This is a genomic window from Streptomyces sp. NPDC059248 (assembly GCF_042753905.1).
Lineage (GTDB): Bacteria > Actinomycetota > Actinomycetes > Streptomycetales > Streptomycetaceae > Streptomyces.
The window spans coordinates 42513-55653 of sequence record NZ_JBHYZV010000040.1; the positions used below are offsets into that span (position 1 = coordinate 42513).

The following is a 13141-nucleotide window of genomic DNA, read 5'->3' on the forward strand; positions in this document are numbered from 1 at the left end:
AAAAAAACAAAAAAAAATAATACACATTAATCCGCTACTCCCTATTGGGGAATCCCCCGGCGCGCGTCGTCCTGCGGGCCGGCGCGGGCGGGTTGAAGAATTATTTTTTTCCTGGCCGCGGCCCCGGCCGCTGCGTGTACGGTTCCTGTGTCCCTGTCGAACGACGACAGGCGCACATGAACCCGAACCGGCGGGACATCCGGATACATCCATGTTTGTAGGGACGCTCTCCTTCGACCTCCTCCTCGGCGACGTACGGTCGCTGAAGGAGAAGCGCTCGGTGGTCCGCCCGATCGTCGCCGAGCTGCACCGCACCTTCGCGGTCAGCGCGGCGGAGACCGGCGACCAGGATCTCCACCGCAGGGCCGAGATCGGCCTCGCGGTCGTCGCCGGTGACGTACGGCATGTGACGGATGTGCTCGACCGATGCGAACGTTTCGTCGCCGGGCGGCCCGAGATCGAACTGCTCTCGGTTCGACGCAGGCTCCACGGCGACGAAGACTGAAGGAGACGCCGCCACGACACCGTGGTCCGGCACAGCAGGTAAGAAGGAGAAGGACCAGTGGCCGACAACGCGCGGGCGAAGAAACTGGCGGACCTGATCAGGGAAGTCGTCGCCGAGAAGCTGCAGCGCGGCATCAAGGACCCGCGACTCGGTACGCATGTGACCATCACGGACACCCGGGTCACCGGAGATCTGCGGGAGGCCACGGTCTTCTACACGGTCTACGGCGACGACGAGGACCGGGCCAGTGCCGCCGCCGGTCTCGAAAGCGCCAAGGGCGTCCTGCGCAGCGCCGTGGGCGCCGCCGCGGGCACCAAGTTCACCCCGACGCTCGCCTTCGTGGCGGACGCCCTCCCGGAGAACGCGAAGACCATCGAGAACCTCCTCGACCGGGCCCGTGCCTCGGACGCCCGGGTCCGGGAGACCTCGTCCGGCGCGACCTACGCGGGCGACGCCGACCCGTACCGCAAGCCCGGTGAGGGCGACGAGGACGAGGGCAACGCCTCCGCATGACCGAGCGCACCCCCGTACCCGACGGCTTGGTCATCGTCGACAAGCCGTCGGGCTTCACCTCCCACGACGTCGTCGCCAAGATGCGCGGCATCGCCCGGACCCGCCGGGTGGGCCACGCAGGCACCCTCGACCCCATGGCCACCGGAGTCCTCGTCCTCGGCGTCGAGCGGGCCACCAAGCTCCTCGGCCATCTCGCGCTCACCGAGAAGGAGTACCTGGGGACCATCCGGCTCGGCCAGAGCACCGTCACCGACGACGCCGAAGGCGAGATCACCGCGTCCGCCGACGCATCCGCGATCACCCGCGGGGCCGTCGATACCGGGGTCGCCGCCCTGACCGGCGCGATCATGCAGGTGCCGTCCAAGGTCAGCGCCATCAAGATCGACGGCAAGCGGTCGTACGCCCGTGTCCGCGGCGGCGAGGAATTCGAGATCCCGGCCCGCCCGGTCACCGTCTCCTCCTTCACCGTCTACGACGTCCGCGAGGCCGTGGCCGACGACGGCACCCCCGTCCTCGACCTGGTGGTCTCCGTGGTCTGCTCCTCCGGCACCTACATCCGGGCACTCGCCCGCGACCTGGGCGCCGGACTCGGCGTCGGCGGGCATCTGACCGCCCTGCGGCGGACCCGCGTCGGCCCCTACGGACTCGACGCGGCCAGGACCCTCGAGCAGCTCCAGGAGGAGCTGACCGTGATGCCGGTCGCCGAAGCCGCCGCGGCGGCCTTCGCCCGCTGGGACGTCGACGACCGGCGCGCACGGCTGCTCGCCAACGGCGTACGGCTCGATATGCCGTCGTACGACCGCTCACCGGTCGCCGCTTTCGGTCCCGACGACCGCTTCGTGGCACTCGTCGAGGAAGAGAAGGGCAAGGCCAAGAGCCTGGCCGTGTTCGTCTGAGAGTGCGTCCGGGGACGGCCGGTGACGGCCGGCGGGCGGGGGCATGGCAGTCTTAGTGCTGCGAATACTGGTCTGGTGAAACTGATGGTTCGGCGAGGAGCGGTCACAGTGCAGCGCTGGCGTGGCTTGGAGGACATCCCCCAGGACTGGGGGCGCAGCGTCGTCACCATCGGATCGTACGACGGTGTCCACCGAGGTCATCAGCTGATCATCGGGCGGGCGGTCGAGCGGGCGCGGGAGCTGTCGGTACCGGCGGTCGTGGTGACCTTCGACCCCCACCCGAGTGAGGTCGTACGGCCCGGCAGCCATCCCCCGCTCCTCGCGCCGCACCACCGGCGTGCCGAGCTGATGGCCGAACTCGGTGTGGACGCCGTCCTCGTCCTCCCGTTCACCTCCGAGTTCTCCCAGCTCTCCCCGGCGGACTTCATCGTGAAGGTCCTCGTCGACAAACTGCACGCCAGGACCGTCGTCGAGGGCCCCAACTTCCGCTTCGGCCACCGGGCCGCGGGTACCGTCGCCTACCTGGCCGAGCTGGGCGCCTCGTACGACTACGACGTCGAGGTCGTCGACCTCTACGTCTCCGGCGACGCGGGCGGCGGCGAGCCCTTCTCCTCCACCCTCACCCGCCGTCTGGTCGCCGCCGGCGACGTCGCGGGCGCCGCGGAAATCCTCGGCCGCCCCCACCGTGTCGAGGGCATCGTCGTCCGCGGCGCCCAGCGGGGCCGCGAACTGGGCTACCCCACGGCGAACGTGGAGACCCTGCCGCATACCGCGATCCCCGAGGACGGGGTGTACGCGGGCTGGCTCACGGCGAACGGCGAACTGATGCCCGCCGCGATCTCCGTCGGCATGAACCCGCAGTTCGACGGCGTCGAGCGGAGCGTGGAGGCGTACGCGATCGACCGCGTCGACCTCGACCTGTACGGCCTCCACGTGGCGGTCGACTTCCTCGCGTACATCCGCGGCCAGGAGAAGTTCGCCTCGGTCGACGACCTGCTGGTGGCGATGGCGCGGGACGTCGCGAAGTGCCGGGCCATGCTGGGCCTCTAGGCCGGCCGTGTCTTGTCGGCTGGGCGTTGCTCCAGGACTCTGCGGGCCCTTGCTGTGCGCGGGTTGGTCGGTCGGTCCCGGGGCCACCTCCTCGCCATCGGCGGAACTCGGGGCCTTGGAAACGCTGACCGCTGCATCCCGCCGACGGCTGCGGGGGCGACCCCGCACCCGCCCTCCCCACGCACACGAACATGCGGCCCTCAGCCCGAGATCTTCTGAGGGGCGCATGCCGCCGGAGATGCCTCTTCGCAGAGGCGTCACGCCGGGTATCCCGGGGCGCGAGCCTTCGCAGGGGCGTCAGGCCTGGTATCCCGGGGCGCGAGCCTTCACAAGGGCGTCAGGCCGGTATCCCGGGGCGCGAGCCTTCGCAGGGGCGTCACGCCGGGTATCCAGGGGCGCGAGGAACTGCGCGAGCAACCACGTACGGGCCGCACCCGAAACACGACTCCGCCCGTAGGGCGATGCCTCTGCGGGGGCGATCACATGGGTATCCAGGGGCGCGAGGAACGGCGCGAGCAACCACGTACGGGCCGCACCCGAGACACAGCCCGCCCGGAGGGGCAGACGGCTTCAGGGGCCCGGGCCCGTGGCTCGGTGACCCTAGCGGGAGGCGAGGTGGCAGGAGGTTCCCGCGGAGCGGACCGGCGCCGGTGGCGTGGCGCGGCACAGGTCGGCGACGGCCTCCGCGGCGCCCGAAGCCAGCGCCGGGCAGCGGATGTGGAAGCGGCAGCCCGCCGGGATCCTGGTCGGGTCGGGGGGCTCCCCGGCGAGCACCGTCTCGGGCAGCGGGGACTCGGGGAGCACCGAGAGCAGCGCCTGGGTGTAGGGGTGCCGCGGCTCGGTGAGGACGGTCTCCACCGGGCCGGCCTCCACGATCCGGCCCAGGTACATCACGGCGACCCGGTCCGCGATGTTCCACGCGAGCCCCAGGTCGTGGGTGACGACCAGCGCGGAGAGGCCCAGCTCGTCCCGGAGCCGGAGCAGGAGCGCGAGGATCTCGCCGCGGACGGAGGCGTCGAGGGACGCCACCGGCTCGTCGGCGACGATCAGTTCGGGTTCGAGGACGAGCGCGCCCGCGATGACGACGCGCTGCCGCTGTCCGCCGGAGAGTTCGTGCGGGTAGCGGAGGAGGAAGCGCTCCGGGGGCCGTAGCCCGGCGAGTGACAGGGCGCGGGTGACGGCGGCCCGCTCGTCGCCGGGCGCCCCGTGGACGCGGAGGCCCTCGGCGACGGCGTCGTACACCGTGTGCCGGGGGTTGAGGGATCCGGTGGGGTCCTGTAGGACGAGCTGGGCGCGGCGGCGGTACGCCTTGAGGGCGCGGGCCGTGTAGTCGAGGGGTCGGCCGCCGAAGGTGACCCGGCCCGTGGTGGGGGCGACCAGTCCGAGCAGGGTCCGGGCGAGGGTGGTCTTCCCGCAGCCGGACTCGCCGACGAGGGCGACGATCTCGCCCGCCCCGACGGCCAGGTCGACCCCGTCGACGGCGCGCGCCGCGGGCCGCCCGCGGCGGCCGGGGAAGACGACGTGGAGGTCTTCGGCGGAGAGCAGCGGGGTCGTGGTGGTCACCGGGGTCCTCCTTCGCCGGGTACGGCGTGGACACAGGCCGCGCGGTGGGCCGCGAGGCCCTCGGGGCCCACCGTCACCAGGGCCGGTTCGCGTTCCGCGCACGCCGCCACCGGCCGGGGGCAGCGCGGCCGGAACGTACAGCCGTCCGGCAGGTCCGAGGGGTCGGGCGGGTCGCCGGGCAGTCCGCGGGGCGCGAGCCGGGACGCGGCGTCCCCGACGCGGGGGAAGGCGGAGGCCAGGGCCCGCCCGTAGGGGTGGTGCGCGGCGCTGTGGACCGCCCGCGCCGGGCCCTCCTCGACGATCCGGCCCGCGTACATCACCGCCAGCCGGTCGCAGGTGTCGGCGAGGACCGCCAGATCGTGGCTGATCATCAGCAGTCCGATGTCCTGGTCGGCGACGAGCCGCCCGATCAGCCGGAGGATCTGGGCCTGGATCATGACGTCGAGCGCCGTGGTCGGCTCGTCGGCGATGATCAGCCGGGGGTCGCAGGCCAGGGCCATCGCGATCATCACGCGCTGCCGCTGTCCGCCGGAGAGTTCATGCGGATAGGCGTCGGCGCGGTCGGCCGGCAGTCCCACCTGTCCGAGGAGTTCGACGACCCGGGCACGGGCCTTCGCGGGGCTCGCCCTGCGGTGCAGCCGGACGGGTTCGGCGATCTGGTCGCCGACGCGGTGGACCGCGTTCAGGGAGTGCATCGCGCCCTGGAAGACGATCGACGCCCCCGCCCAGCGGACCGCCCGCAGCCGTCCCCAGCGCATGGTGAGGACGTCCTCGCCGTCGAAGAGGATCTCCCCACGGGCCGTCGCGCCCGGCGGCAGCAGCCGCAGCAGGGCCAGCGCGAGCGTCGACTTGCCGCACCCCGACTCCCCGGCGATACCGAGTTTCCGCCCGGCGGCCAGATCGAGGTCGACACCGCGGACGGCGGGTACGGCGCCGTAGGCGACCCGCAGGTCCCTGACCCGCAGCAGTGGTGCTCCGGTGGGCATCAGCGGACCCCCAGCTTCGGGTTGAGGACGGATTCGACGGCCCGTCCGCAGAGGGTGAAGGCGAGGGCGACCACCGCGATCGCCAGGCCGGGCGGGGCGAGATACCACCAGTGCCCGGAGGAGACCGCGCCCGCCTCCCGCGCGTCCTGGAGCATGCCGCCCCAGGACACCACCGTGGGGTCGCCCAGGCCGAGGAAGGCGAGGGTGGCCTCGGTGAGGATGGCCGCGGAGATCCCCAGCGTCGTCTGGGCCAGCACCAGCGGCATCACATTGGGCAGGACATGACGGTTCATGATGTGGCCGTGGCCGCCGCCGAGCGCCCGGGCCCGTTCGATGTACGGCCGGGACTCGACGGCGATGGTCTGCGCCCGGACCAGCCGGGCCGTGGTGGGCCAGCTGGTGACCCCGATCGCCACCACCACCGTCCACACGCTGCGCGACATCACCGTGGCGAGCACGATCGCCAGGACCAGGGTCGGCATGACGAGGAACCAGTCCGTGACCCGCATCAGGGCCGTGGCGAACCAGCCGCCGTAATGTCCGGCGACGACCCCCACGAGGGTGCCGATCGCCACCGAAAGCGCCGCCGCCAGCAGCCCGACGAGGAGGGAAATCCGCGCGCCCCACACCAGCAGTCCCAGCAGGGACCGGCCGAACTGGTCCGTACCGAGCGGGAAGGCCGCGCTCGGCGGCTCCAGCGGTCCGCCCGTCGCCCGGGTGACGCTCTGGACGTCGTCGCCGACCAGCAGCGGTGCCGCCAGGGCGACCAGCGCGATCACCGTGAGCGCGGCGAGGCCGAGCAGCCCGGCGCGATGCGTACGGTACACGCGCCAGAAGCGGGCGGCCGAGGCCCGGCGCCGGGCCCGGGCCAGGGCCTTCGACGGCGACGCGCTCATCGGGCCACCCGGGGGTCGAGGAACGGATAGACCAGATCGGCCAGCAGGTTCATCACGATCATCGCCCCCGCGAACACCACGAAGAGTCCCTGCACCAAAGGCAGGTCGGGCACGCTCAGCGCCTGGTAGAACAGCCCGCCGAGCCCCGGCCAGGAGAACACCGTCTCGACCAGGATCGAACCCGCCGCGACCTGCCCCAGATTGATGAAGACCATCGTCACCGTCGGCAGCAGCGCGTTCGGTACGGCGTGTCTGCGCCGGACCACGGCGTCCCGCAGCCCCTTGGCGCGGGCCGTGGTCAGATAGTCGCCGCCCATCTCGTCCAGCAGCGACGACCGCATCACCAGCAGGGTCTGGGCGTAGCCCACGGCGACCAGGGTCAGCACCGGCAGCACCATATGGTGCGCTACGTCGAGGACCAGGGCGAGGCCCGTCGTATCGCCGGATTGCATTCCGCCGGTCGGGAAGAGGCCGGGGACCGGGCCCACACCGACCCCGAGGACCACGATCAGCAGCAGCCCCAGCCAGAACGACGGGACCGACCAGAGCGTCAGCGCCACACCGGTGCTCAGCCGGTCGCCGAGCCCGCCGTGCCGCCAGGCGGCGCGGGTGCCCAGCCAGAGCCCGAGGGCCGAGTAGAGCACCACGGCCACCCCGGTGAGCAGCAGGGTCGCGGGCACCTTCTCGGCGATCAGCTCCCCGACCGGCGCCCTGAACTGGTACGACATCCCCAGATCGCCGGTGAGCGCGCCGGCGCAGTACTCCGTGAACTGCCGCCACAGCGGCTCGTCGAGGCCGAACTGGCGCCGGAGCGTCGCCAGCTGCTCCGCCGAGGTCGGGGTGCCGTGCGTCATCGCCTTCACCGGATCGCCGGGGATGATCCGGAACAGAAAGAAGCTGGTGACGAGGACGGCGAGCAGGGAGATCGCGGCCCCGGCCAGTTTGCCCGCCAGATACGGCAGATAGCCGCGGGCCCGCACGCGCAGCCGCTCGCCGCGCCCGTCCGGGGCGTCGGCCGCGCGGCCCGCGGGGGTGAGCACCACGGCGGCGGCGGAGGCCGACGCGGGCGGCGGGGGAGAGGGGGTGGTCGAGGGGGATGTCATCGGCTACTCACGGTCCTCGGCGGTCGCGCGGCGCCGCAGGACGAGGAGCACCGCCAGGCCCACCGCGGTCACCAGCGCCGCACCGAGGGCGAGCAGGGTCCCGCGGGCGTCGGCACCGCCGGACGTGCCGTCGTCGGCCCCGGCGGCGGGGACGGCCGACCACCAGCTCCAGTAGCCGTCCTGGCCCCAGATGTTGCCTCCGGCACCGGGCATCGTCGTGATGGACGCGATCTGGTCGGTGCGGTACGCCTCGACCGCGTTCGGATAGGCGAGGACGTTCATGTACCCCGTGTCGTACAGCCGGGACTGGAGCCGCTTCACCAGTGCGGCGCGGGCGGCGGGGTCGTACTCGGCCGACTGGGCGGCGTACAGCTCGTCGTAGCGGCGGTCGCAGATGAAGTTGTCGGTGGAGCCGGTGTCCTTCGGGGTGGCGGGCAGGGCGGCACAGGTGTGGATGGCGAGGGCGAAGTCGGGGTCCGGGTTGATGGACCAGCCGTCGAACGCCAGGTCGTAGTCGCCCTTCAGCCAGGGGTCGGAGACATTGTCGAGACAGTCCACCCGCAGCCCGATGCCCAGCTCCTCCCACCACTCCTGCAGAAACTTGCCGATGGCCCGGTCATGGGGGTCGGTGGCATGGCAGAGGATCCGGAAGGCGAGTGGCTTCCCGTCCTTCCCGATCCGCCGGCCGTCCCCGTTCCGCCGGTAGCCGGCCCGGTCGAGCAGGGCGGCCGCGCGGGCGGGGTCGTATCCGACGCGCTGTCCCGCGGCCGGTTTCCAGAAGTACGCGGTGTACCGGGGCGGGATGTAGCCGTCGCCCTCCACGGCGTGCCCCTGGAACACCTTCGCCACCAGGGCGCGCCGGTCCACGGCGTGGAAGAGGGCCTTCCGGACGGCCGGGTCCAGCAGCGCCCGGTGCCCGCTGCCGAACTTCCTCCCGTCGCGGGAGCGGGCGCCGGGGTTGGTGGCGAGGGCGAGGAAGCGGCGGCCGGGGGCGTCGTTCACCCGGATGCCGGGTTCGCCGTCGAGCGCCTTCGCCTGGGCGGGCGTCAGGCCCTGGACGAAGGAGACCTCGCCCTTGCGCAGGGCGGCGACCGCCGCGTCACCGTCCTTGTAGTACTTCAGCAGCAGCTCGTCGAAGTGCGGCGCGCCCCGCCAGAACGCCTTGTTGGCCCGGAGCCGCAGATACTGGTCGACCTTGAAGTCGCTGATCACGAACGGGCCGCTGCCGACGACGGGGAACCGCCGGTCGTTGTTGAAGGTGGAGAAGTCGCCGACCCGCTCCCAGATATGCCGGGGGACGATCGGTACGTCCAGCGCGACCATCGTGGCCTGCGGCTTCTTCAGTTTGACGACCAGTGTCCCGGCGTCGGGCGCGGTGACCTCGCGAAAGTTGGCCGTGAAGCTGCCGGCGGCCGTCGCCGCGTCCGGGTCGGTGAGGATCTTGTTGAAGGTCCAGGCCGCGTCATGGGCGGTCAGCGGTCGCCCGTCGGACCAGCGGGCGTCGTCCCGGATGGTGTACGTCCAGGTGAGCTTGTCCGCCGACGGCCGCCAGGAGGTCGCCAGGCTCGGGACCGGGTGTCCGTCCGCGACGTCGTAGTTCGTCAGATACTCGTAGGCCAGCCGGTGGACCGTGGTCGACACCAGCCGCTGGGCGCGGAAGGGGCTGAGCGAGTCCACACTCTGCGACACCGCGATCCTGAGCACCTTCTTCCCACCCCCCTGACGGTCTCCGTCGTCTCCGTCCGCCGCCGCGGCGGCCGGGAGCGGGGGGAGGACGAGGAGCGCGAGCGCCGTGCCGACGGCGGAGAGCCGTCCCGCGGTACGGGCGCCGGAGGCGCCGAAACGGTACGGCGCCGGGATGGGGGCGTCCGGTGGGGCAACGGGGACCGATGAGGGCGACGGGACCTTGGTGACCATGGCGGTGACCTCGCGTCGGCGGGTACGGGGTGTCTGGCGCGGGGAACGGGTCGCGGGGAGGGGTTTCTGGGAGGCGGGGCGAATTGGTCCAGCGCTGGTACATACCCCGTGAGCGGCCCGATGTACCCGTACTGGGCTGCGGGAATACCCCGAGGGCCCGGATCGCCGATGCGATCCGGGCCCTCAATGGTCCAGTCCTGTGCCGCCTTACTGCTGAGAGCCCGGCGGTGCCTGTGGGGGCTGCTGCGGCCACCCCACGGGCGGTACGGCGCCCTGCGCCTCGCCCTGTTCGCCCTCACCGGGCCCGCCCTGCTGCGGCGGGAGCGGCTGATGCGGCTGGGCTCCCGGATGCTGCGGCGCGTGCGGAGGCTGCTGGGGCCAGCCGTGCTGCTGCTGCGGCTGAGGCGGCTGAGGAGCCTGCGGCGGATAGGGCTGATGGGGCGGCTGCTGTCCGCCGTACGGGTGCGGTACGCCGCCCTGCTCGTACGGCTGACCAGGTGTCGGCTGCGGCGGGTACGGCTGCCCCGGAACCTGCTGCGGACTCTGCTGCCCCGGAATCTGCTGTCCGGGGATCTGCGGTACCGGCGGTACGCCCGTGGCCTGCTGCGGCGGATACGGTTGTCCCGGGTACGGCTGCCCGGTCGAGGGATAGCCGCCCTGCCCCGGCTGCCCCGGCTGTCCCGGCCCGGTGTACCCCGGCTGTCCCGGCATCGGCGGTGCCATCGTCGGCGGCGGGTTGCCGTTCGCCGTCCACAGCCCCTGCTGTTGCTGGGCGCGGGCGAAGTCCTCGGCGATCAGCGCCGACAGATTGAAGTACGCCTCCCGGGTCTTCGGCCGCATCATGTCGAGGTCGACCTCGGCGCCCGCCGCCAGATGCTCGTCGAACGGCACCACGACCACACCGCGGCAGCGCGTCTGGAAGTGCGCCACGATGTCCTCCACCTTGATCATCTTCCCGGTCTCGCGGACCCCGGAGATGACCGTCACGGACCGCTGCACCAAGTCCGCGTAACCGTGCGCGGAGAGCCAGTCCAGGGTCGTACTGGCGCTGCTGGCGCCGTCGACGGAGGGCGTCGAGATGATGATCAGCTGATCGGCGAGATCGAGCACCCCGCGCATCGCGCTGTAGAGCAGACCGGTGCCGGAGTCGGTGAGGATGATCGGGTACTGGCGGCCCAGCACCTCGATGGCCCGGCGGTAGTCCTCGTCGTTGAAGGTCGTCGAGACCGCCGGGTCGACGTCGTTGGCGATGATCTCCAGACCGGACGGCGCCTGGGAGGTGAAGCGGCGGATGTCCATATACGAGTGGAGGTACGGGATCGCCTGCACCAGGTCGCGGATGGTCGCGCCGGTCTCCCGGCGCACCCGGCGGCCGAGCGTCCCCGCGTCCGGGTTGGCGTCGATGGCGAGGATCTTGTCCTGTCGCTCGGTGGCCAGCGTCGAACCGAGCGCCGTCGTCGTGGTGGTCTTGCCGACGCCACCCTTGAGGCTGATGACCGCGATCCGGTAGCACGACAGCACGGGCGTACGGATCAGCTCCAGCTTGCGCTGCCGCTCGGCCTCCTCCTTGCGGCCGCCCAGCTTGAACCGGGACGCCGCGCCGGGGTTACGGCTCGACTTGGCCTTCTGCTTGTTGTTGCGCAGCAGCCGGTCCGACGAGAGCTCGACCGCCGCCGTGTAGCCGAGGGGCGCGCCGGGCACGGAACGCTCGCGCTGGTCGTGGGTGACGGCCGTCGGCCAGCCCGCGCCCGCCCGGGGGTCGGCGGGCGGCTGTCCCGGCCCCGCGTCGTGCGCCTGCGGCGGCTGCTGAGGCTGGGGTTGGGGCTGGGGCTGCTGGGGCTGGGCGTGCGGCGGCTGGGGGCCGGGCTGCGCCGGGGGCGGGAAGCCGTACCCCGGCTGGTGCTCGGCGGGCGGCAGCGGTGCCGAAGGACCGGTGTGCGGCGGCGGGAAGCCGTAGCCCTGCGGCCCGGGCGGGAACTGGCCCTGCTGCGGGGGCAACTGGTGCTGCTCGGGCACCGGAGGAGCTGACGGGACCGACGGGACAGGTGGTACGGCCGGGTGCGCGGCGGCGGGCGGGGTCTGCGGCGGCGGGAAGCCGTAGCCGGCGCCCTGCTGCGGTCCCGGCGGGACCGGCGGCTGGGCCTGGGGGGCGGGCGTCGCCGGATGCGGATAGGCGTAACCGGACTGCTGCGGGAGCTGCGGCACCGCCGGGGGGCTACTGTGCGGCGCGGCCGGGGGCAGCGCGGACTGGTCGGCCGTCTGCGGGGAGACCGGCCACTGCGGAGCCGACGCCTCGGCCGGCTGGAACGCGGGCGGCAGCGGCGGCAGCGCGCCGCCCTGCTGGGGCCCCGGCGTCCACGGAGGCGCGGCCGTGGGTACGGCGCTCTGCGGCGCGGGCGGCACCGCGTCCGGGTGGGCGTCCTGCGGCACTTCGGGAGCCGCGGGCCCCGGGGGTGCGTCCGCCGGGACGGCGTCGGGCTCGACGGGCGGCAGGGCGGCGGGCGGGACCGCGGCGTCCCGGGGCTCCTCGGCCGCGGGTGCCGGAGGTTCCACCGGCTCCGCCGCTTCGGGTTCGGCGTGCGGGGCGTCCGGCACGGACGGGTCGGCGGTCGGGGCGAAGGCGGTTCCGTCCTCGCGCTCGTCCGCCGCGGGGTCGTCGGCCGGGGCGTTCGCGGTGTCGGCCGCGCCCTCCTCCGTGCCGGCGGACGCCGCGACCGGTCCGTGACCGCCCGGCGACTCCTCCTCGGCGCGCTTGGCGGCGTCCCGCTCCGCGATCTCCCGCTTCAGGGCCGCGGGCGAGAAGCGCATCGTGGCGCCGCTGTCCACGTCCCCGCCGCCGAACGGCTCGGCCGCCGGCGCGGGCGGGGCGTCCGGTACGCGGGGGGCCGCGGCCGGATCCGTACCGCCGTATTCGTGCCCGTGCCCGTGCCCGTGCCCTTGCCCTTGCCCGTGGGCCTCGGCGACGGGAGCGGCTTCGGGGCCGGGGCCGGGGCCGGGCTGGGCGGTCGGGGGAAGGGGGACGGCGGCGCCCTGCGACACGGCGGCCGGGCCGGCGGCGTGCGGGCTCGGCGAATCGGGGCCGGGCGCGGCCGGGGCCCACCCCTGCTGCGGCTGGTAGCCGCCCTCCGCGGGCAGCCCCGGCACCGCCACGGGCGGGCTGCTCGGCGGCGGGGGCGGCGGAGGCGTGCCACCGCCCGACGCGTCGCCCGACGCGTTCTGGGTGTACCAGGCGGGCGGGGTGTAGTCGATGGTGAACTCACCCGTCATCTCGGCGGGATCCGCGTCGGACTCGTCGGCGGGAAGGTCCCAGCCCCCGCGACTCCCGTCCCGATCGCTGTTCACTGTGCCTCCTGGTGTGGTCGAGCACCGATGGGTCCCGGTGCGATGGGCGATCGCCGTCGCCCGATCGGCCGGGCCGGTACCGTCACTCAGCGGCGGGGTGCTCGTGGGTTCGATCCGCCGCTGTCCTCCACCACCCTAAACGCCAGGGACGACAGCCCGGCAGCCCCGGCGCCGCCACCGGTACGCGGTTCGCGTCCCGGTGAGCCCCGGGGCCCGTCCGGCGCTCCGACGAGGGGGACGTACCGGATGAATCCCCTCGCGCGGGCTGTCCCGTGCCCTGGTGAACTCCCGATGAACACCGCTCAATGCCGCCGAAGCGCAATCGGCGCGCGAACGGCGACACACGCCCCCCGGCGCCGCCGGGCGCGCG

10 protein-coding genes are annotated in these 13141 nt (G+C 73.2%); 4 read left to right on the forward strand and 6 right to left on the reverse strand.

The annotated features are described in order from the left end of the window. Positions 1 to 211 precede the first annotated feature (211 nt). From ACFXG1_RS18840 to ACFXG1_RS18855, 4 genes are all read left to right on the forward strand, one after another. The gene (locus ACFXG1_RS18840) at positions 212 to 505 is read left to right on the forward strand and encodes a DUF503 domain-containing protein (RefSeq protein ID WP_384723944.1); all 294 of its coding nucleotides are present in this window, start codon (positions 212 to 214) and stop codon (positions 503 to 505) included. 57 nt (positions 506 to 562) lie between these two features. After that, positions 563 to 1018, forward strand: a complete 456-nt coding sequence (rbfA, locus tag ACFXG1_RS18845; RefSeq protein ID WP_384723941.1) for a 30S ribosome-binding factor RbfA — start codon at positions 563 to 565, stop codon at positions 1016 to 1018. Continuing rightward, the gene (gene truB, locus ACFXG1_RS18850; RefSeq protein WP_384743679.1) at positions 1015 to 1914 is read left to right on the forward strand and encodes a tRNA pseudouridine(55) synthase TruB; all 900 of its coding nucleotides are present in this window, start codon (positions 1015 to 1017) and stop codon (positions 1912 to 1914) included. The genes rbfA and truB overlap by 4 nt, the downstream gene beginning before the upstream one ends. Before the next feature lie 108 nt (positions 1915 to 2022). Beyond that, positions 2023 to 2964: a bifunctional riboflavin kinase/FAD synthetase gene (locus tag ACFXG1_RS18855; RefSeq protein ID WP_384716111.1), complete on the forward strand. Its 942-nt coding sequence runs from the start codon at positions 2023 to 2025 to the stop codon at positions 2962 to 2964. Between the two features lie 600 nt (positions 2965 to 3564). Here ACFXG1_RS18855 and ACFXG1_RS18860 read toward each other — a convergent pair. The 6 genes from ACFXG1_RS18860 to ACFXG1_RS18885 all read right to left on the reverse strand — a co-directional run bounded on the left by ACFXG1_RS18860 (position 3565) and on the right by ACFXG1_RS18885 (position 12771). Continuing rightward, the gene (locus ACFXG1_RS18860) at positions 3565 to 4527 is read right to left on the reverse strand and encodes an oligopeptide/dipeptide ABC transporter ATP-binding protein (protein ID WP_384724021.1); all 963 of its coding nucleotides are present in this window, start codon (positions 4525 to 4527) and stop codon (positions 3565 to 3567) included. After that, a complete protein-coding gene (locus tag ACFXG1_RS18865) occupies positions 4524 to 5513 on the reverse strand; it encodes an ABC transporter ATP-binding protein (protein ID WP_384743682.1) in 990 nt (329 codons plus the stop codon). Before ACFXG1_RS18865 ends, ACFXG1_RS18860 begins: the two co-directional genes overlap by 4 nt. Beyond that, positions 5513 to 6409 (reverse strand): ABC transporter permease, encoded by an 897-nt coding sequence (locus ACFXG1_RS18870; protein ID WP_384716824.1) that lies wholly within the window; start codon positions 6407 to 6409, stop codon positions 5513 to 5515. Before ACFXG1_RS18870 ends, ACFXG1_RS18865 begins: the two co-directional genes overlap by 1 nt. Continuing rightward, the gene (locus ACFXG1_RS18875) at positions 6406 to 7512 is read right to left on the reverse strand and encodes an ABC transporter permease (RefSeq protein ID WP_384716821.1); all 1107 of its coding nucleotides are present in this window, start codon (positions 7510 to 7512) and stop codon (positions 6406 to 6408) included. The genes ACFXG1_RS18870 and ACFXG1_RS18875 overlap by 4 nt, the downstream gene beginning before the upstream one ends. Before the next feature lie 3 nt (positions 7513 to 7515). Then, positions 7516 to 9429 (reverse strand): ABC transporter substrate-binding protein, encoded by a 1914-nt coding sequence (locus ACFXG1_RS18880; RefSeq protein WP_384716818.1) that lies wholly within the window; start codon positions 9427 to 9429, stop codon positions 7516 to 7518. Between the two features lie 207 nt (positions 9430 to 9636). Further along, a complete protein-coding gene (locus tag ACFXG1_RS18885; protein WP_384743687.1) occupies positions 9637 to 12771 on the reverse strand; it encodes an SCO5717 family growth-regulating ATPase in 3135 nt (1044 codons plus the stop codon). Positions 12772 to 13141 lie beyond the last annotated feature (370 nt).